This is a genomic window from Micromonospora sp. BL4 (genome assembly GCF_003667505.1).
Lineage (GTDB): Bacteria > Actinomycetota > Actinomycetes > Mycobacteriales > Micromonosporaceae > Micromonospora.
In genome coordinates, this window is sequence record NZ_RCVJ01000181.1 from 30,035 (window position 1) to 49,175 (window position 19,141).

General features: G+C 73.6%; 21 protein-coding genes. 15 read left to right on the top strand and 6 right to left on the bottom strand.

Features of this window, described 5'->3' with window-relative positions; all coding sequences use genetic code 11:
- Positions 1-130: 130 nt before the first annotated feature.
- Together ffh and EAD89_RS24410 are read left to right on the top strand one after the other, a co-directional pair.
- On the top strand, positions 131-1,690 hold the full coding sequence (ffh, locus tag EAD89_RS24405) for a signal recognition particle protein (RefSeq protein ID WP_121655254.1): 1,560 nt from the start codon (positions 131-133) through the stop codon (positions 1,688-1,690).
- Positions 1,691-1,751: 61 nt separating this feature from the next.
- On the top strand, positions 1,752-2,831 hold the full coding sequence (locus EAD89_RS24410) for an amidohydrolase family protein (protein WP_121677340.1): 1,080 nt from the start codon (positions 1,752-1,754) through the stop codon (positions 2,829-2,831).
- 44 nt (positions 2,832-2,875) lie between these two features.
- On the opposite strand, the gene EAD89_RS24415 is transcribed toward EAD89_RS24410, so the two are convergent.
- Entirely contained in the window at positions 2,876-3,478 is a 603-nt protein-coding gene (locus EAD89_RS24415; protein ID WP_121677341.1) for a TetR/AcrR family transcriptional regulator, read from the bottom strand.
- 143 nt (positions 3,479-3,621) lie between these two features.
- On the opposite strand from EAD89_RS24415, the gene proS reads away from it, so the two are divergent.
- The 12 genes from proS to EAD89_RS24475 all read left to right on the top strand — a co-directional run bounded on the left by proS (position 3,622) and on the right by EAD89_RS24475 (position 11,865).
- Positions 3,622-5,028 (top strand): proline--tRNA ligase, encoded by a 1,407-nt coding sequence (gene proS / locus EAD89_RS24420; protein WP_121655251.1) that lies wholly within the window; start codon positions 3,622-3,624, stop codon positions 5,026-5,028.
- A gap of 49 nt (positions 5,029-5,077) precedes the next feature.
- The gene (locus EAD89_RS24425; RefSeq protein ID WP_121655261.1) at positions 5,078-5,698 is read left to right on the top strand and encodes a DUF402 domain-containing protein; all 621 of its coding nucleotides are present in this window, start codon (positions 5,078-5,080) and stop codon (positions 5,696-5,698) included.
- A gap of 242 nt (positions 5,699-5,940) precedes the next feature.
- Complete coding sequence (rpsP, locus tag EAD89_RS24430; RefSeq protein WP_121655250.1) at positions 5,941-6,429, top strand: 30S ribosomal protein S16; 489 nt, start codon at positions 5,941-5,943, stop codon at positions 6,427-6,429.
- Positions 6,404-6,664, top strand: a complete 261-nt coding sequence (locus EAD89_RS24435; protein WP_172862164.1) for an RNA-binding protein — start codon at positions 6,404-6,406, stop codon at positions 6,662-6,664. The genes rpsP and EAD89_RS24435 overlap by 26 nt, the downstream gene beginning before the upstream one ends.
- On the top strand, positions 6,664-7,221 hold the full coding sequence (gene rimM, locus EAD89_RS24440) for a ribosome maturation factor RimM (RefSeq protein WP_121655249.1): 558 nt from the start codon (positions 6,664-6,666) through the stop codon (positions 7,219-7,221). Before EAD89_RS24435 ends, rimM begins: the two co-directional genes overlap by 1 nt.
- Before the next feature lie 10 nt (positions 7,222-7,231).
- Positions 7,232-8,005 carry a tRNA (guanosine(37)-N1)-methyltransferase TrmD gene (trmD, locus tag EAD89_RS24445; RefSeq protein WP_121677342.1) on the top strand — a complete coding sequence of 258 codons (774 nt, stop codon included), beginning with the start codon at positions 7,232-7,234 and terminating at the stop codon, positions 8,003-8,005.
- A 143-nt stretch (positions 8,006-8,148) separates the two neighbouring features.
- Positions 8,149-8,505: a 50S ribosomal protein L19 gene (rplS, locus tag EAD89_RS24450; protein WP_074317771.1), complete on the top strand. Its 357-nt coding sequence runs from the start codon at positions 8,149-8,151 to the stop codon at positions 8,503-8,505.
- Positions 8,506-8,686: 181 nt separating this feature from the next.
- Positions 8,687-9,556 carry a signal peptidase I gene (gene lepB, locus EAD89_RS24455; protein WP_121655247.1) on the top strand — a complete coding sequence of 290 codons (870 nt, stop codon included), beginning with the start codon at positions 8,687-8,689 and terminating at the stop codon, positions 9,554-9,556.
- Between the two features lie 10 nt (positions 9,557-9,566).
- Positions 9,567-10,202 (top strand): signal peptidase I, encoded by a 636-nt coding sequence (gene lepB, locus EAD89_RS24460; RefSeq protein WP_121677343.1) that lies wholly within the window; start codon positions 9,567-9,569, stop codon positions 10,200-10,202.
- A 48-nt stretch (positions 10,203-10,250) separates the two neighbouring features.
- The gene (locus EAD89_RS24465; protein ID WP_121677374.1) at positions 10,251-10,739 is read left to right on the top strand and encodes an NUDIX hydrolase; all 489 of its coding nucleotides are present in this window, start codon (positions 10,251-10,253) and stop codon (positions 10,737-10,739) included.
- Positions 10,733-11,545 (top strand): ribonuclease HII, encoded by an 813-nt coding sequence (locus tag EAD89_RS24470; protein WP_121677344.1) that lies wholly within the window; start codon positions 10,733-10,735, stop codon positions 11,543-11,545. Before EAD89_RS24465 ends, EAD89_RS24470 begins: the two co-directional genes overlap by 7 nt.
- Positions 11,542-11,865, top strand: a complete 324-nt coding sequence (locus EAD89_RS24475) for a DUF2469 domain-containing protein (protein ID WP_007075222.1) — start codon at positions 11,542-11,544, stop codon at positions 11,863-11,865. Before EAD89_RS24470 ends, EAD89_RS24475 begins: the two co-directional genes overlap by 4 nt.
- Positions 11,866-11,929: 64 nt before the next feature.
- On the opposite strand, the gene EAD89_RS24480 is transcribed toward EAD89_RS24475, so the two are convergent.
- Positions 11,930-13,105 (bottom strand): sulfite oxidase, encoded by a 1,176-nt coding sequence (locus EAD89_RS24480; RefSeq protein WP_233579076.1) that lies wholly within the window; start codon positions 13,103-13,105, stop codon positions 11,930-11,932.
- Positions 13,106-13,357: 252 nt separating this feature from the next.
- Between EAD89_RS24480 and EAD89_RS24485 the strand changes: the two genes are divergently transcribed.
- The gene (locus EAD89_RS24485; RefSeq protein WP_121677345.1) at positions 13,358-14,038 is read left to right on the top strand and encodes a murein hydrolase activator EnvC; all 681 of its coding nucleotides are present in this window, start codon (positions 13,358-13,360) and stop codon (positions 14,036-14,038) included.
- On the opposite strand, the gene EAD89_RS24490 is transcribed toward EAD89_RS24485, so the two are convergent.
- The 4 genes from EAD89_RS24490 to EAD89_RS24505 all read right to left on the bottom strand — a co-directional run bounded on the left by EAD89_RS24490 (position 13,959) and on the right by EAD89_RS24505 (position 19,139).
- Positions 13,959-15,140 (bottom strand): aminotransferase class V-fold PLP-dependent enzyme, encoded by a 1,182-nt coding sequence (locus tag EAD89_RS24490; RefSeq protein WP_121677346.1) that lies wholly within the window; start codon positions 15,138-15,140, stop codon positions 13,959-13,961. The genes EAD89_RS24485 and EAD89_RS24490 overlap by 80 nt on opposite strands.
- Positions 15,141-15,206: 66 nt before the next feature.
- Entirely contained in the window at positions 15,207-16,181 is a 975-nt protein-coding gene (locus EAD89_RS24495) for a tyrosine recombinase XerC (protein WP_121655258.1), read from the bottom strand.
- A 157-nt stretch (positions 16,182-16,338) separates the two neighbouring features.
- Positions 16,339-17,622 (bottom strand): DNA-processing protein DprA, encoded by a 1,284-nt coding sequence (locus EAD89_RS24500; RefSeq protein ID WP_233579078.1) that lies wholly within the window; start codon positions 17,620-17,622, stop codon positions 16,339-16,341.
- The gene (locus tag EAD89_RS24505) at positions 17,619-19,139 is read right to left on the bottom strand and encodes a YifB family Mg chelatase-like AAA ATPase (protein WP_121677347.1); all 1,521 of its coding nucleotides are present in this window, start codon (positions 19,137-19,139) and stop codon (positions 17,619-17,621) included. Before EAD89_RS24505 ends, EAD89_RS24500 begins: the two co-directional genes overlap by 4 nt.
- Between the last annotated feature and the right edge of the window lie 2 nt (positions 19,140-19,141).

Sequence of the window (19,141 nt, forward strand, 5' to 3'; positions counted from 1 at the left end):
GGGCGGCCGGGGGCGCGGGCCGGGCCGGGCGACAGCGGCCGTGCGGCCGGCCCGCTACCCTTGCGGTGGTCGGACTCCGCACTGCCGACCGCGTTGTGCCCGCCGGAACACTGACAAACGGGATGTTCGTGTGTTTGACACCTTGAGTGACCGCCTGTCCGGGATCTTCACCAAGCTCCGCGGCAAGGGGCGGCTCACCGACGCCGACATCGACGCCACCGCGCGCGAGATCCGCCTCGCGCTGCTGGAGGCGGACGTCGCGCTGCCGGTCGTCAAGGGCTTCATCGCGGCCGTCAAGGAGCGGGCCCGCAGCGCAGAGGTCTCCCAGGCGCTGAACCCGGCCCAGCAGATCATCAAGATCGTCAACGAAGAGCTGATCAACGTGCTCGGCGGTGAGGGCCGGCGGCTCCAGTTCGCCAAGCAGCCGCCGACGGTGATCATGCTGGCCGGCCTCCAGGGTTCCGGTAAGACCACCCTCGCCGGCAAGCTGGCCCGCTGGCTCAAGGGCCAGGGGCACCAGCCGCTGCTGGTCGCCGCCGACCTTCAGCGCCCCAACGCGGTCGGGCAGCTCCAGGTGCTCGGTGGCCGGGCCGGCGTCGAGGTGTACGCCCCAGAGCCCGGCAACGGCACCGGTGACCCGGTGCAGGTGGCGCGGGCGTCGATCGAGCACGCGAAGCGGGCGGCCCGGGACATCGTCATCGTCGACACCGCCGGCCGGCTCGGCATCGACGCCGAGATGATGCAGCAGGCCGCCGACATCCGCGACGCCGTCTCGCCGGACGAGGTCATCTTCGTCATCGACGCGATGGTCGGTCAGGACGCCGTCCGCACCGCCGAGGCGTTCCGCGACGGCGTCGGCATCACCGGCGTGGTGCTCTCCAAGCTCGACGGCGACGCCCGTGGTGGCGCCGCGCTGTCGGTGCGTGAGGTGACCGGGCAGCCGATCCTGTTCGCCTCCACCGGCGAGAAGCTGGAGGACTTCGACGTCTTCCACCCCGACCGGATGGCCAGCCGGATCCTCGGCATGGGCGACGTCCTCACTCTGATCGAGCAGGCCGAGCAGGCCTTCGACTCCGATCAGAAGGAGAAGATGACCGCCAAGCTGATGGGCGGCGAGCAGTTCACCCTGGAGGACTTCCTCGACCAGCTCATCGCGGTGCGCCGGATGGGGCCGATCGCCAACGTGCTGGCCATGATGCCCGGCATGGGGCAGATGAAGGACCAGCTGGCCGATCTGGACGACACCCACTTCGACCGGGTCACCGCGATCATCCGGTCGATGACCCCGGCCGAGCGCACCACCCCGAAGATCATCAACGGCTCCCGGCGGGCGCGCATCGCCAACGGCTCCGGGGTCACCGTGATGGACGTCAACCAGCTGCTCAACCGCTTCGCCGACGCGCAGAAGATGATGAAGCAGATGGGCGGCATGATGGGCCTGCCCGGCGGTGGCCGGCGCAAGGCGACCAAGAGCCCCAAGAACAAGCGCAAGGGCACCAAGGGTGGCGGCCGGCCGCGGACCGGGGCGGGCGCCGGGATGCCGGGAGGGTTCCCGGGTGGCATGCCGCAGCTTCCGCCGGGCATGGACCCGAACGACCTGGCCGGTGGCCAGGGCCTGCCGCCCGGCTTCAAGCTTCCGAAGATCGACTTCAACAAGCTCGGCAAGGGCGGCGACAACCACCCCCGCTGACGCGTGTCGGTGACGTCGGGCGACGTCGCGGACGACGGGATGATCGGGTAGGACTGTGCACATGGCTCTTCATGTGCGCGGTGTGCTGCTCCCCGACGACGAGGTCCGGGATCTCTGGCTGGTCGGCGACCGGGTGACCCTCACCCCGGTGCCCGGGGCGGAGACGGTCGTCGACGGCGGTTTCGTCCTGCCGGGTCTGGTCGACGCGCACTGCCACATCGGCATCGCCCGCGGTGGCGCCCCGATCACCTCTCTCGACCAGGCCCGCGAGTTGGCCCTCGTCGACCGGGCCGCCGGGGTGCTGGCGATCCGCGACGCCGGCTCGCCGTACCCGTACCCCGAGTTGGACGACGAGCCGGACCTGCCGCGACTGGCCCGCGCCGGCCGGCACGTCGCGCCGCCGAAGCGCTACCTGCGCGACATCGGGGTGGAGGTCGGCGCCGCCGAGGTGGCCGCGACGGTCGCCGCTCAGGCGCGGGCCGGCAACGGCTGGGTCAAGCTCGTCGGCGACTGGATCGACCGCGGCGTTGGCGACCTCGCGCCGGCCTGGGACGCGGACACCCTCACCGCCGCCGTGCGGGCCGCGCACGACGCCGGGGTACGCGCCGCCGTGCACACCTTCTCCGAGTCAGCCGTGGAGATCATGGTGCGGGCCGGGGTGGACTCGGTGGAGCACGGCACGGGGCTGAGCCTCGACCTGATCGACGAGATGGCCCGCCAGGGCACCGCGCTGGTCCCCACGATGATCAACATTGCCACCTTCGGTGGGATCGCCGAGCAGGCGCGGGCCAAGTTCCCCGGGTACGCGGAGCACATGCTGGCGCTGCGGGACGGCTTCCCCGAGGTGGTGCGGGCCGCGCACGAGGCGGGCGTGCCGATCTACGTGGGCACCGACGCGGGCGGCGGCATCGACCACGGGCTGGCCGCCGAGGAGATGCTGCTGCTGCACGAGCGGGCCGGCATGGCGCCCCTCGACGTGCTGGCCGCCGCCTCCTGGGGCGCCCGGGAGTGGCTCGGCTTCCCCGGCCTGGTCGAGGGCGGCCTCGCCGACCTGACCGTCTACCCCGAGGACCCGCGCCACGACCTGCGCGTGGTCCGCGCCCCGTCCCGCACCATCCTGCGCGGCCGCGTCATCCGCTGACGGCGACGCGGGGTGCGGCGCGGGATGTGGGACACGGCGCCGGGTCAGCGGGGCGTGCGGGCGGCCGTCGCGAACAGGCGTACGGCCAGGTCGGCGAGGGCGGCGGCGGTCTGGTCGATCGGGTCGCGGGGGAGCACGATGTGGCTGACGACCAGGCGGACGATGGTGTCGGCGGCGAAGGCCAGCGCGGCCGGCTCGGCCTGCGGCAGGTGGTCGCCGACCCACTCGATGAGCGCGCCGGATGCCTCGGTGAGCACCACCTCGGCCCGGGTGGTCAGGTACGGCAGCAGCTCGTCCGAGCCACCTCGGGCGCTGGTCAGGATCGCCTTGACCAGGGGGTTGTCCGCCGCCGCGGCGAGGGTGTGCGCGATCGCCGCGTACGCGCCGGCCCGGACGTCGGGACCGTGCGCGACCAGGGCCGCCCGGACGTCGCCGACGAACCGGTCGACCTCCCGCCGGGCGAGCGCCTCGGCCAGGCCGGCCTTGCTGCCGAACTCGTTGTAGACGGTCTGCCGGCTCACTCCGGCCGCGGCGGCCACCCCGCCCATGCGGACCGCGTCCCAGCCGGAGGCGATGGTCCGCGCGCGGGCGGCGTCCACGATCGTGTCCCGCAGCCGCTGGCGAGGGGTCTCCGTCGATGCAGTCATGGTGGTCGAAGTCTACGGTCGCCCCGCCAGCCTGCGCAGGGGCCGCCGCAGCCGGTGCGCGAGGTGGGCGCGGAACAGCGGGCGGACGGCGCGTCGCCGCCCGGGCGCGGTGGCCGGCCGCGCGGCGCATAGGATGTGCGGTCATGGCACGCGTGCTCACTCCCCGTGCGGAGGACTTCCCCCGCTGGTACCAGGACCTGATCGCCAAGGCGAAGCTGGCCGACAACGGCCCGGTCCGCGGCACCATGGTCATCCGCCCGGCCGGCTACGCCATCTGGGAACGGATGCAGGCCGAGATGGACGCCCGGATCAAGGCGGCGGGCGCGGAGAACGCATACTTCCCGCTGTTCATTCCGGAGAGCTACCTCAAGCGCGAGGCCCAGCACGTCGAGGGCTTCTCACCGGAGCTGGCGGTGGTCACCCACGGTGGCGGCAAGCAGCTCGCCGAGCCGGTGGTGGTGCGGCCCACCAGCGAGACGGTGATCGGCGAGTTCATGGCCAAGTGGATCGACTCGTACCGGGACCTGCCGCTGCTGCTCAACCAGTGGGCCAACGTGGTCCGGTGGGAGCTGCGCCCGCGGATCTTCCTGCGCACCAGCGAGTTCCTCTGGCAGGAGGGGCACACCGCGCACGCCACGCGCGAGGACGCCCGGGCCTACGCCCGGCGGATCCTGCACGAGGCGTACGAGGACCTGATGGTCAACGTGATCGGCATCCCCGTGGTGGTGGGCCTGAAGACGGCCCGCGAGCGGTTCGCCGGTGCGACCGCGACGTACACCTGCGAAGGCATGATGGGCGACGGCAAGGCGCTCCAGCTGGGCACCAGCCACGAGCTGGGTCAGAACTTCGCCAAGGCGTTCGACATCAGCTACTCGTCGGCCGAGGGCGGCCGGGAGTACGCGTGGACGACCTCCTGGGGCACGTCGACCCGGATGCTCGGCGGCCTGATCATGGCGCACGGCGACGACAACGGCCTGCGGGTGCCGCCGAGGCTGGCCCCGATCCAGGCGTACGTCATGATCGTCAAGGACGGCGAGGGTGTCGCCGAGGCTGCTGCCAAGCTGCGCGACGGCCTGCGCGACGCCGGTGTCCGGGTCGCGCTCGACGACCGTACCGACACCGCGTTCGGCCGCCGGGCCGTCGACGCCGAGCTGCGCGGCTATCCGGTACGCGTCGAGGTCGGCCCCCGCGATCTGGCCGCCGGTAACGCGGTGGTGGTGCGCCGTACCGACGGCTCGAAGTCCCCGACGCCGGTGGCCGACGTGGTCGGCGCGGTGCTGGCCGCGCTGGAGACCGACCAGCAGGTGCTGCACGACCAGGCGCTGGCCAACCGCGAGTCGCGCACGGTGGACGTGGCCACCCTCGGCGAGGCGATCGAGGCCGCCGCGAACGGCTGGGCCCGGGTGCCGTGGTCGGCGGTCGGCGTGGCCGGCGAGGCCGAGGCGAACGGCCAGGGCGTCACGGTGCGCTGCCTGCTGCGTGCCGACGGCTCGGTGCCGGACTCCGAGGACGAGCCCGACCTGATCGCCGTCCTCGCCCGCGCCTACTGAGGTGCGGCCGGGCAACCCTGTCGACCGGTTCGCGCCGGGTCGGTTGATCATGCACCGCAGCGTGCGGCACGGCCGGATCGGGTGGGTCCGGCCGGGCCGGGTGGTCAGTGACGACGAGCGGGGTCTGCTGGTCTGGATCGCCCGGGACTCGCCGGTCGCCCACGAGGTGACCGAGGCGGGGCTGGGGATGCGGGCGATGCCGTTCGCCCAGTGGATCTCGTCGGCGTACCGGCTGGAGCGTGGGCGCTGGAACGGGCCGCCGCTGCTGAAGTTCCTGCCCACCGGCGCGGCGCACTCCGTCTGGTGGTTCCGGGACGCGCAGGGCCGGTTCGCCCACTGGTACGTCAACCTGGAGGAACCCGGCGTGCGCTGGGACGACGGTCCGGTGGCCGGCGTCGACGTGGTGGACCAGGACCTCGACGTGGTGGTGCACCCGGACCGCAGTTGGCAGTGGAAGGACGAGGACGAGTTCGTCGAGCGCCTCGCCTTCGGCGACGACTACTGGGTGACCGACGAAAAGGCGGTCCGGGCCGAGGGGGAGCGGGTGATCGCGCTCGCGGAGGCCGGCGAGTTCCCGTTCGACGGCACCTGGTGCGACTTCGCGCCCCCCGCCGACTGGGACGTACCGGACGACCTTCCGCCGGGTTGGGACCGTCCGCCGGTGCGCTGAGAGGGTGTTCCGGGTCACCGGTCCGGGCCGTCCGGGCGCGGTGTCCGGGTCCGGTGCGAGAGATCAGCGTCGGATCTGGCAGAATGGGTCGCTGGTATCCGGCGCGCGTCCGGCGCCCTCTAACCCGGGCACGTCGCCAGTCCACCGAGTAGTCTCCGGCCCAACCCCACTGTGCCGTCGGCGCTCACCCATACACACCGCCCGTGCCGGGCTGGTGAGATCGCAACAGGAGCGAAACAACTGTGGCCGTAAAGATCCGGCTCCTGCGGATGGGTAAGATCCGCAACCCGCAGTACCGCATTGTCATCGCCGACTCGCGCACCAAGCGTGACGGCCGGGCGATCGAGTTCGTCGGGGTGTACCAGCCGAAGGAGGACCCTTCGGTCATCGAGGTCAAGTCGGAGCGGGTCCAGTACTGGCTGTCCGTCGGCGCTCAGCCGAGCGAGGCGGTGCAGCGGCTGCTGGAGCTGACCGGTGACTGGCAGAAGTACAAGGGCCTGCCGGCCCCGCCGCCGCTGAAGGTCGCCCCCGAGCGGGCCGACCGCAAGGCGGCGTACGAGGCTGAGGCGAAGGCCGCCGCCGGGCTCGCCCCGGAGACCCCGGCCAAGCCGGCCAAGAAGGCCGCCAAGGCCGCTGAGGCTCCGAAGGCCGAGGCTCCGGCCGAGGCGCCGAAGACCGAGGCTCCGGCCGAGGCCCCGGCCGCCGCTGCCGACGCCGGTGAGCAGGCCTGACATGCCTCTGCGTCCGGCGTTGGAGCACCTGGTCAAGGGCATCGTCGACCACCCGGACGACGTCCGGGTGCGGATGGTCGATTCCCGTCGGGGCAAGCGGCTGGAAGTCCGCGTGCACCCCGAGGACCTCGGCACCGTGATCGGGCGGTCCGGCCGGACCGCCAAGGCGCTGCGCCAGGTGATCGGCTCCATCGGCGGGCGCGGGGTACGCGTCGACATCGTCGACTCGTACTGATGCAGCTCGTCGTCGGCAGGATCGGCAAGCCGCACGGTGTCCGCGGTGAGGTCACCGTGGAGGTGCGGACCGACGAGCCCGAAGCACGGTTCGCCCCAGGGTCGGTGCTGCGCACCGAGCCTGGGGCGGTTCCGCCTTCCGCACCCGCGGATGGTCCCGGGGTGCCGTTCCGGGTTCCGACCGAGCTGACCATCGAGGAGTCCCGCTTCCACCAGGGCCGGATCCTGGTCGCGTTCGCCGGGATCCTGGACCGCGACACCGCCGAGGCGCTGCGCGGGACCCTGCTCGTGGTGGACAGCGCCGACGTGGAGCCGCCGGAGGACCCGGAGGAGTTCCACGACCACCAGCTCGTCGGGCTGGCCGTGGTCACCCCGGCCGGCGAGCGGCTGGGCGAGGTCGCCCGGATCGACCACGCGCCCTCGTCCGACCTGCTGGTGCTGCGGCGCCCCGAGGGGCGCGTCGCGTTGATCCCGTTCGTCCGGGCGATCGTTCCAGAGGTCGACCTGGCCGGTGGACGTGTGATCGTCGACCCGCCGGCCGGACTGCTCGACCTTTAGGACCACCCCCATGCGCGTCGACATCGTGTCGATCTTCCCGGAGTACTTCGCCCCTCTGGACCTGTCCCTGATCGGCCGGGCCCGGGCCAACGGCGTACTCCAGTTGGCCGTGCACGACCTGCGGACCTGGACCCACGACGTGCACCGCACGGTCGACGACACCCCCTACGGCGGCGGTCCGGGCATGGTGATGCGTCCGGAGCCGTGGGGCGGTGCGCTGGACGCGCTCGCCCCGGTCGAGGCCCCGCCGCCCCGGCTGCTGGTGCCCTCGCCGGCCGGTGTTCCGTTCACTCAGGCCATGGCGTACGAGCTGGCCGCCGAGCCGCACCTGCTCTTCGCCTGCGGCCGGTACGAGGGGATCGACCAGCGGGTGCTGGCGCACGCCGCGACCCGGATGCCGGTCACCGAGGTCTCGCTCGGCGACTACGTGCTCTTCGGCGGCGAGGTGGCGGTGCTGGTCGTCCTGGAGGCGATCACCCGGCTGCTGCCCGGTGTACTGGGCAACGCCGGCTCGCTGGACGAGGAGTCACACGCGCACGGGCTGCTCGAAGCACCGATCTACACCAAGCCGCCGAGCTGGCGCGGGCACGATGTGCCGGAGGTGCTCCGCTCCGGCGACCACGGAAAGATCGCCCGCTGGCGGCGCGAGGAGGGGCTGCTGCGCACCGCCGCGCAGCGTCCGGACCTGCTCGCCGCGCTGCCCCCCGACCGGCTCGACAAACGGGACATCGCGGCGCTGGATCGGGCCGGATTTCAGCCCCCGCCGGGAGATGTGGCAAAGTAGAGGGGTTGCCGCATCCGTCCGCGCCCGCGGGCGGCTGCGAGGATTCCCGACCGGGGTCGGCTAGCCGATCACCACCCGGGGATCAGAATCACCCACCCGCGCACCGAGTGACGGTGCGCCGTGAGCCTTACGAGGACGCAGCGATGAACATCCTGGACGCCCTTGACGCCCAGTCGAAGCGGACCGACCTCCCCGACTTCCGTGCCGGTGACACCGTCAAGGTGCACGCGCGGGTCGTCGAGGGCAACCGGTCCCGTGTCCAGATCTTCCAGGGCGTCGTCATCCGCCGCCAGGGTGACGGACTGCGCGAGACCTTCTCGGTCCGCAAGGTGAGCTTCGGTGTCGGCGTCGAGCGGACCTACCCGCTCAACGGTCCCGGCATCGACCGGATCGAGATCGTGACCCGCGGTGCCGTGCGCCGCGCCAAGCTGTACTACCTGCGCGAGCTGCGCGGCAAGAAGGCCAAGATCAAGGAGAAGCGGGAGAAGCAGCCCAGCTGACTTCCCGCTCGCCACGCCGCCTGAGCTGCGCGTATGCCGTACCGACCGGACCGCACTACCCTGGTCGTACGGGCGCAGCCAAGCGGCGGCCCCGCCCACGTGGCGGGCAGCCGTCCACAACCGCCCGTGGGGCCTCGACGAGGCCCCCGGGCGGTGGTGTTTCTGCGGACCGGGGAGTGGCGTGGTGCAGACGCTTGACGAGGACGGCACCGTCGATCCGTGGCGCCGGCGGTCCCGCCGCACCCGCCGGCAGATGCCCCTCTGGCAGGAGCTCCCGCTGCTCCTGGTCGTCGCGTTCTGCCTCGCGGTGCTGATCCGCACCTTCCTGCTCCAGGCGTTCTTCATTCCGTCCGGCTCGATGGAGGACACGCTCCTGATCGGCGACCGGGTGCTGGTCAACAAGGTCGTCTACGACGTCCGCGACCCGGTACGCGGCGAGGTGGTGGTCTTCCGGGGCACCGACCGCTGGGCGCCACAGGTCGACGAGCAGCCGGCGCCGGGCTTCACCGGCAAGCTCACCCGGACCGTCGGCGACCTGGTCGGGGTGAGCCGCCCCGGCGAGAAGGACTTCATCAAACGGGTGATCGGCCTCCCGGGCGACCGGGTCAAGTGCTGCGACAGCCAGGGCCGGGTCACCGTCAACGGCACCCCGCTCGACGAGCCCTACGTGGTGCGCGACTCCCCGCTGGACCTGCCGCCCAACCCGGGGGAGTGCCGCTCCCGGCGCTTCGACGAGGTCGTCGTGCCGCCCGGCCAGATCTTCGTGATGGGCGACCACCGGCTGGTCTCCCAGGACGCGCGCTGCCAGGGCCCGGTGCCGATCGACAACGTGGTCGGCCGCGCCTTCATGGTGGTCTGGCCGTCCTCCCGGTGGGATCCGCTGTCGGTGCCGTCGACGTTCGACGACGTGTCCGGGCCGGCCGCGGCCTCCTCGGGCGCGCCTCCGGTCCGACCGACCCCACAGGGCGGTGTGCTGCTGCTTCTTCCCCTGGTAGCCGCGCTGCGGGGTTCCCGCGCGTTCCGGACGGTGACGTCCAGCCCGGCAACGTAGGCTCCTTGGCGTGATTGACGAGCAGACCGACAAGCCCCGCAGTTCCTTCTGGAAGGAGCTGCCGATCCTGCTGGGTGTGGCGATCCTGGTTGCGGTGCTGGTCCGCGCCTTCGTGCTGCAGACCTTCTTCATCCCCTCCCCGTCCATGGAGAACACTCTCAAGATCGATGACCGGGTGCTGGTCAACAAGCTGGTCTACGACTTCCGCTCGCCGCACCGCGGCGAGGTGATCGTGTTCAAGGCGCCGATCGCGTGGAGCGGCAACCCCGACGGTGAGGACTTCATCAAGCGGGTGATCGGTGTCGGTGGCGACCACGTGGTCTGCTGCGACCCGGAGGAGCGGCTGGTGATCAACGGCAAGTCGCTCGACGAGCCGTACATCTTCTCGATGGACGGGATCCGCGACAAGCCGGCCGACCAGGAATTCGACATCACCGTGCCGAAGGGGCGACTCTGGGTGATGGGCGACCACCGGTCCGCCTCGGGCGACTCGCTGGAGCACTGGCAGCAGTCCGGGCAGAACATCACCGAGGCCACCATTCCCGAGGACGAGGTGGTCGGGCGGGCGTTCACCGTGTTCTGGCCGGTCAACCGGGCCACCTGGCTGACGGTGCCCGACCAGTTCGACGGCATCCCGAAGCCGTAGGTCGACGGGGGCGTGGGCGATCCGCCGCCGGTCTGGCAGGCTGGGGCCGTGACCGTCTACACCCCTCGACGCGCCGCCCGCGTGCTGCTCGTCGACGCGGCCGGCCGGGTCCTGCTCTTCCACGGCTTCGACCCGGCGCGCCCCGGGCACCGCTACTGGTTCACCCCGGGCGGCGGACTCGATCCGGCGGAGTCACCGGCGGCGGGCGCGATCCGGGAGCTGGCCGAGGAGACCGGGTTGCGGCTCGACCCCGCCGAGCTGGGTGAGCCGGTCTGGTCCGAGACGACCGAGTTCCCGTTCGACGGTGTGTGGTACAGCCAGCAGCAGGTGTTCTTCCTGGTCCGGGTGTCGTCGTGGGAGGTGGACACCGCCGGCTTCGACGACGTCGAGCAGCGCAGCATCGCCGGTCACCGCTGGTGGCCGCCGGACGAGCTGGCGGCCAGCGATGAGCGGTACTACCCGGCCGAGCTGCCCGCCCTGTTGAGCAGGCTCCTGCGACCGACCGCCGGCGCCGGCCGGGACGAGGGCTCGTGCTGACCCCGCCGCGCACCGTCGTGCGCCGGGAGGCCGGGCTGTACGCGCTGGAGCGGGCGTTGCAGCGGCGCGGCTTCCGGCTGGTCGCCGGCGCCGACGAGGCCGGTCGGGGCGCGTGCGCGGGCCCGCTGGTCGCCGCCGCGGCGGTGCTGCCCGAGGGGCGGCGCGGCGAGATCGAGGAGCTGGCCGACTCCAAGCTGCTCACCCCGGCCGCCCGGGAGCGGGTGTACGCGGAGGTCGTGGACCGCGCGCTGGCGTACGCCGTGGTGGTCATCCCGGCCGAGGAGGTCGACGCCCGAGGGCTCCACGTGTGCAACCTGGCCGCGATGCGCCGGGCGCTCGCCTCGCTCACCACCCGGCCGGAGTACGTGCTGACCGACGGCTTCGGCGTGGACGGCCTGGGTGTGCCGGGGCTGGCCGTGTGGAAGGGCGACCGGGTGGCGGCCTGCGTGGCGGCGGCCAGCGTGCTCGCCAAGGTCACCCGGGACCGGATCATGGTGGAGTTGGACGGTGTGTTCCCGGCGTACGGTTTCGCCGAGCACAAGGGCTACATCACGCCGGAGCATTCCGCGGCGCTGCGGGAGCACGGGCCGTGCCGGGAGCACCGTTTCTCGTACGTCAACGTCGCCGCGGTCTCCGGCCGCGACGGGCGGCCGCCGCGCGCCCGCCGGCCCGTGCATCCGGGCCCGGACGAGCCGATGGAGCGCTCCTGGGCGTCAGGGAGTACCGTCGGCGTGGCGTTGGGCGAGCAGCTTCGGCCTCCGGCGCCGGTGGGGGAAGATGTGGTCATGGAAGGCGGAGTGCGATGAGCGCGGAAGATCTCGAGAAGTACGAGACCGAGATGGAGCTGCAGCTCTACCGGGAGTACCGCGACATTGTCCGCCAGTTCTCCTACGTGGTGGAGACGGAACGCCGGTTCTACCTGGCCAACCAGGTCGACCTGCACGTGCGCAACTCCGACGGCGAGGTCTACTTCGAGGTCGAGATGCACGATGCCTGGGTGTGGGACATGTACCGTCCTGCCCGCTTCGTGAAGAACGTCCGGGTGATGACCTTCAAGGACGTCAACGTCGAGGAGCTGGAGAAGCCCGACATCTCGCTGCCCGCCGACTCCGGCTTCGGCGGCTGACCGCACCCGTTTCCGCCGGGCCGCACCACGGGCCCCCCACCCGTGGCGCAGCCCACGCCGCCGGTCACTCGGCCGGCACCACGACCTCGACCCGCTGCACCAGGTTGTTGGCGAAGCCGCCCCGGTTCCACGGCTGCTCGACCGGCTGGGTCCGCCCGGAGGCGTCCGTCGCCCGCGCGCTGAGCACGTACCGGCCCGGCGTCGCGGTCCACTCGTGCCGCCACCGTCGCCAGGCGAAGTCGCCCTCCGCGGCGTCCAGCTCGGCCGGCGTCCAGCTCGTCCCGCCGTCGGTGGTCACCTCCACGGCGACCACCGGCGCGTGCCCCGACCAGGCTCGACCGTCCAGAGTGCATGGTCCCGGGCGGAGCACCCGGCGGCGGGACATGAAGTCCGGGAAGCCGGGCGGGCGGACCAGCGCGCGCGGCTCGATCCGGGTGACCGGAACGCCCGGGTCGTCAGCGTCGCGGCGCACCCGGTAGGCGACCGCGTTCTGGTACCCCTCGAACGGCTCGGTCCGCACCTCCACCGAGCGCAGCCACTTCACGTGCGCCATGCCGTACCAGCCCGGCACGATCAGCCGCAGCGGCGCACCGTGCTGCGGCAGCAGGGGAGCACCGTTCATCTCGTACGCCAGCAGCACCTCGTCGCGCAGCGCGTCGGCGACCGGCAGCCCGCGCTGGTAGTCCTGCTCCACCCCGCGCTCGACGCCGTGATCGGCGCCGGTGAAGACCACGTCGACCGCGTCCGGCCCGAGACCCGCCTCGCGCAGCAGCGGCGCCAGCGGGGTGCCGGTCCACTCGGCGTTGCCGACCGCCTCGACCAACCAGGGCTGGCTGACCGGCCGGGGGTGCAGCAGGGCCCGACCGTTGCCGGCGCACTCCAGGGTGACCCGGTGGGTGACCCGGGGCCGCTCACGTAGCTCCGCCAGGCTGACGGTCAACGGCCGGTCCACCGCGCCGCCGACGGTCAGCGCGTGCGTGGCCGGGTCCAGCTCCGGAATGTCGTAGTGCGTGAGCAGGTAGTGCAGCCCCGCCGGGGTGACGTCGTAGCGCAGCGCCTCCAGCGGTATGCCGTGGTTGCGGGCGGCGAGCTGCAACTCCTCGGCGCTGAACGCCTCGTCCGGCTCGGCGATCCGCGACGGGCCGCTCACCTCGGCCACCGTCGGCGCGCCGACGGCCCCGTGGTGCGGAGTCGGGTCGTCCTGCGAAGACCCCGGCGTCCGGTCATCGACAGTGGTCATGGGTGCCTCCCCGGTTCGGACGGCGGCGCTGCGCTCGCACGCGGACCAGCCTAGGCCCTCCGCGACGGCCCAGGTCCGGCCCGGTGCGCGCGACCCCTCCGACCCCATGCGGGGTGGCAGGGACAGCGTTCAGCCGGCCACGACATAACAGATCACCGGGCGCTCCGGGTGGGCGTCCACAGCACCCCCACCTGTCCACAGCTCGGCCGCTCGGGGTGGCCGGCGGTCCAGGCCCGGTCGCAGGCTGCCGTCATGCGACCGCCACCCGACCCGCCTACGGTTCCGATCCGCCGCACCGTGCTGCTCTGCGCCGCGTTGCCCCTCGCGCTGGCCGTCCAGCTCTGCGGCCCGGCGGTGCTGGTCGCGGCGCCGCCCGTCCGCGCGCCGACGCCGGTCGTGCCGGTCGCGGTCGTGGCGCCCGCCGCATCGGACGTCGGTGCCGGGCGGTTCCGCTGGCCGGTCGACGGGCCGCCCCGCCCGGTGCGCCGATTCGATCCGCCACCCCGGCCGTGGCTGGCCGGGCACCGGGGAGTGGACCTGGCCGCGCCGGCCGGGGCGGTGGTCCGCAGCGCCGGGCCGGGCACGGTGCTCTTCGCGGGCCTGGTCGCCGGTCGGCCGGTGGTCACCGTCGGGCACTCCGGCGGGCTGCGGACCACCCACGAGCCGGTGCGACCGGCGGTACGCCCCGGCCAGCAGGTCGCCGCCGGTACGCCGCTGGGCGAGCTGCTGGCTGGTCATCCGGGTTGCCCGGCCCTGGCCTGCCTGCACTGGGGCCTGCGCCGGGACGTCGAGTACCTCGACCCGCTGGCCCTGCTCGGCCTCGGCCCGGTACGCCTGCTCCCGGTCGGTCGGGTCAGCGCTGGGCGAGCAGCGCCGGCAGTCGTACGGCCAGCCGTTCGTACTCGTCGGCGGCGTTGTAGACCTGACCGGTGAGCCGTAGCCACCCTCGACCGTTCCAGGTCATCACCGCCACCTCGGCGGCGAGCCGCTCGCCGATGCGCGTCTGCAGCGCCCGCGCCGCGTCGATGGTGGTGGCCATGCCGGCCGGCAGCGGGACGATGCGCAGAGCCACCGCGCGCCCGCCGGGGTCGGGCAGCTGGGCGGGCGGTACACCCAGCGCGTCCCCCACCACCCGCTGGCCGTACGCGGCGAGCGTGGCGTTGTGCTCCCGGACCCGGTCGACGCCCAGGCTGCGAAGCGTGAACAGGCCCGCGGGGGCGGCCAACCACGAGGTGTAGTCCAGGGTGGCCTGCCATTCGACCCGGGCCGGGAAGCCGGCCTCCTGCTCCCACGAGACCACCAGCGGCTCGATCCGATCCCGCCACGCCGCGGTCACCGCGAGCAGGGCGGTGCCCCGCGGGGCGTACCCCCACTTGTGCAGGTTGCCCACCCAGAAGTCGGCGCCGATGCTGATGACCGGGGTCGGCAGCATCCCCGGGGCGTGCGCGGCATCCACCAGGACCGGGACGCCGTGTTCGTGGGCCACCCCGACGATGGCGGCGGCCGGGAAGAGCCGGGCGGTGGCCGAGGTGAGTTGATCGACGACGAGGAGCCGGGTCCGCCCCGGGCGCAGCCCGGCGCGCACGGTCTGCACGATCTGCTCGTCGGTGGCGCCCAGCGGGATCGGCAGCACTCGGCTGACCGCCCCGGTCCGGCGGCACTCGCGCTGGATGGCCAGGCTTACCGCCCCGTACCCGTGGTCGGTGCTGAGCACCTCGTCGCCGGGCTGCAACCCCAGCGACTGGAGCACCACGGCGACGCCGGTGGTGGTGTTGCCGACCAGGGCGCTGCCGTCCGGGTCGGCGCCCAGGAAGGTGGCCAGGTGCCGGCGGGTGTGCGCGATCCGGTCAACCAGGCCCTGGGTGAAGAAGCGCAGGGGGTTGGCCTCCATCTCGTCGCGCAGCCGCTGTTGGGCACGCTGCACGCCGATCGGCACCGCGCCGAACGAGCCGTGGTTGAGGTGGCTGACCGCCGGGTCGAGGGAGAAGAGCAGGCGGGCGCCCGGGATCGGCTCAGGGGGCTGCGGGACGCTCACCCGGTGATCGTAACCGCCGGTCGATCATCCCCGAGTGGCGTCCGATGCGGGGTCGGCCTGCGGGGGTCAGGCGCGCGGGTGGGCCTGGCGGTAGGCGGCGCGCAGCCGCTCCACCGAGACGTGCGTGTAGATCTGCGTGCTGGCCAGCGACGAGTGGCCGAGCAGTTCCTGCACGGCGCGCAGGTCCGCACCGCCCTCCAGCAGGTGGGTGGCAGCGGAGTGACGTAGCCCGTGCGGGCTGGTCCGGGGCAGGCCGGTGGCCTCGGCGTACCCGCCGATGATCTGACGTGCGGTGGTCGGGTTGAGTCGGCCGCCCCGGGCGCCGAGCAGCAGCGCGTCGCCGGAGCGGGCGCCGACCAGCGCCGGGCGGCCACGGCGCAGCCAGTCGTCCAACGCTCGCTGCGCGGGCACCCCGTACGGCACCGAACGTTCCCGACCGCCCTTGCCGAACACCCGGATCACCCGGCGGCCGTGGTCGACGTCTCCGACGTCCAACCCGCAGGCCTCGCTGATCCGCACGCCGGTGGCGTACAGCAGTTCCAGCAGCACCCGGTCGCGCAGTGGCACCGCCTCGGCCGTTGTCGACTCGGTCGGTGTGGAGGTGGGTGGCAGCCGGGTCGGCGCGTCCACCAGGGCGGCGGCCTGGTCGGCGCGCAGGACGGTGGGCAGTTCCCGGTGCGCGCGAGGGCTGGCCAGCGCGGCGCCCACGTCGGCGGCGAGCAGCCCGGCGCGGTGCGCCCAGGCGCTGAACGCGCGCGCCGACGCGGCCCGCCGGGCCAGCGACGTGCGGGCCGCGCCGGTCGTCCGCTGCCGGGCCAGCCAGCTGCGCAGCACCGACAGGTCAAGCTCGGCCAGGTCGACACAGCCCATCCGGACGGCATGGTCGAGCAGCGAGACCAGATCGGTGACGTACGCGCGGACGGTGTGCGCCGACCGGTTGCGGACCCGGGACAGGTGCTCGGCGAAGTCGTCCACCGCGTCGCGCAGCGCCGGCGGCAGCTCCTGGTGGGTGGCCCGGGTGCCCCGGGCAGGCCGGCTCATCGCCGCCCGGTCGGCGGCGCCGTGGTGGCGGCCGGGCGATGGGCCCGCGCACCCCCGCTGACAGCTGGCACGCCACCAGCCTACGGCCGCGCGTCGCGCACCGCCGGCCGCTACGGGGTCGGTGTGGTCGGCGCTGTTGTGGCCGGCGCTGGCCCCGTCAGTGCTGGCCGGTCGGCGCTGGTCCGGTCGGTGCTCGGCGATCTCCCGGACCGCCTTGCGCGCCCGGGCCTGGCCCGGTCGGGATCGGGCTGGCGGACGTCGTCCGCTTCCGCCGGACGGGCGGGGCGAGGGCGTAACCGTCGTCGCGGCGGACCACCAGGGACAGCTCCTCCAGAAGGGACAGTTTGCGCAGTGCGGTGCGTACGTCGACGCGGGCCCGGGCGGCCAGCCCGTCCACGCCCAGCGCGCCCCGGCGAGGTAGTGCCTCCAACAGCGACCGCGCGTCGTCGTCGAGCGTGTCGGCCGGTCGCTGCGGGCCCCGGGCCAGCGGCGCCAGGTCGGCACCGATCCGGCCCACCTCCTCGAGCACGTGCGCCACCCCGGTGACGAGGCGAGCCTTCGGGAACTCGCGGAGCAGCTCATGCGCGCCGACGGACATCGCCGAGGTCACCGGCCCGGGAACCACCATGGCCGCCCGGTCGGTGTGGATGGCCCGCCGGGCGGTCTGCGTCGCGCCGCTCCGTGCGGACGCCTCCACCACGACGGTGCCGAGGGTGCCTCCGGCGATGACCCGGTTGCGAATCAGGAACCGGGGTCGTAGCGGCTCGGCCCCGGGCGGCCACTCGCTGACCAGCAGGCCGGTGTCGGCGATCCGATCGAAGAGCGCCGCGTTACCCATCGGATACGGCCGATCCAGCCCGCAGGCCAGCACCGCGACGGTCAGGCCGCCGGCGTTGAGGGCGCCCCGGTGGGCGGCCGCGTCGATCCCGAACGCGCCACCGGACACGACCGTCCAGTCCCGTTCGGCCAGCCCGTACCCCAGTTCGGTGGCCACGTGCAGGCCGTAGCCGGTCGCCGCCCGTGCCCCGACCACGGCCACCGATCGTTCCAGCGCCTCGCCCAGCGGCCAGCTTCCCCGGACCCAGAAACAGAGCGGCGGCGCGGTCTCGACGTCCACCCGCCGGCTGACGTCCGGCAGTTGGAGCTTGGCCAGGCCGGCTACCCGGCCCGGCCACTCGTCGTCGTCGGGCGTGACCAGCCGGGCACCGAGACGGTCTGCCCGACCCAGTGCCTCGGCCGCCACCGCGCGGGCGTCGGCGGCGGCCGATCGGGCGGCGACCGTGGTGTGCAGCCAGCCGTCCGGGCTACCGCCGTCGAGCAGCAGATCCAGCGCCGCCACCGGGCCCAGCCGCTGCACCAGCCGGTGCACCGCGCGGGTGCCCGGCTCGGCCAGCCAGGTCAGCGCCACCCGGGCCAGCCGCCGTTCGTCTTCAGCGCTCACGTCGCCTCTCCCGTGCGTAGTTGGATCGCCTCCCGGACGTCCTCCCGGTCGGGCCGGTCCCGTCCGTCCAGGTCTGCGATCGTCCATGCCATCCGGATCACCCGGTCGAAGCCGCGTGCCGACAGCGAGCCGGAGTCGAGCCGTCCGCGCAGCTCGGCGGTGTCCCGGGCGGGCAGCCGCCACGGCGGTCGGCGCAGGTGCGGGCCGCCCACCTCCGCGTTGAGCCGCCGGCCGAGGGCGGCCCAGCGGCTGGCCGCCGCCTGCCGGGCAGCCACCACCCGTTTGGCGACCGTGGCCGAGGACTCCGCATCGCTTCCCGCAGCCATCAGCTCCGCCGCCCGCACCGGCATCAGCCGCACCTGCACGTCGATCCGGTCGAGCAGCGGCCCGGACAGCCGGCCCAGGTAACGGCGGCGGACGAGTGGGGTGCACTCGCAGTACGCGTCCCCGCCGGGCTTCGCGCACGGACAAGGGTTGGCGGCCAGCACCAGTTGGGTCCGGGCCGGATATTCGGTGCCGCCCCCGCTGCGGGCCAGCTTGACGCGGCCGTGCTCCAGCGGCTGGCGCAGCGCCTCCAGGGCGCCCTTGCTGAACTCCGGCGCCTCGTCGAGGAAGAGCACGCCGCGGTGGGCCAGCGACACCGCGCCGGGCCGGGCCAGTCCCGAACCGCCACCGACCAGCGACGGCACGGTGGCCGTGTGGTGTGGCGCCTGGAGCGGCGGGCGGCGCAGCAACCGGCCGCCCGGTGGCAGCAGTCCGGCGATCGAGTGCAGCGCGGTGACCTCCAGCGCCGCGTCGTCGTCCAGCTCGGGCAGGATCGACGGCAGCCGCTCAGCCAGCATCGTCTTGCCGGCGCCCGGCGGGCCGAGCAGCGCCACGTGGTGCCCGCCGGCGGCGGCGACCTCCAACGCGCGTCGCCCCATCTGCTGCCCGGCGACCTCGGCCAGGTCCGGGCCACCGGTGACGGGTTCCGGGGTCTCGGCCGATGGTTCGATCAGCGGGCTGCCCTCCCGGACGAAGGTGACCAGCCGGTGCAGCGTGTCGACCGCCCGCACCCGTATCCCGGGGATGACGGCGGCCTCGGCGGCGTTGCCGGCCGGGACGATCACGCGCCCGACGCCGGCCTGGGCGGCGGCGGCGACCATCGGCAGCACCCCGCGCACCGGCCGGACGGTCCCGTCCAGCCCCAGCTCGCCGAGGACCACCACCCCCTCCAGGGGTAGCAGTGGCAGCTCACCCGAGCCGCCCAGCAGTGCGGCGGCGATGGCCAGATCGAACGCGGAGCCGAATTTCGGCAACGTCGCCGGCAGCAGGTTCAGGGTGATGCGCCGGTTGGGCCAGCGCTGGCCGGAGTTGACCACGGCCGCCCGGACCCGGTCGCGGGCCTCGTGCAGGGCGGTGTCCGGCAGCCCGGAGATCACCACCGCCGGCAGGCCGGCGGCGAGATCGGCCTCCACCTCGACCAGGTGGCCGGTGACGCCGACCAGCCCCACGGAGAGCACCTTCGCGTAACTCATGG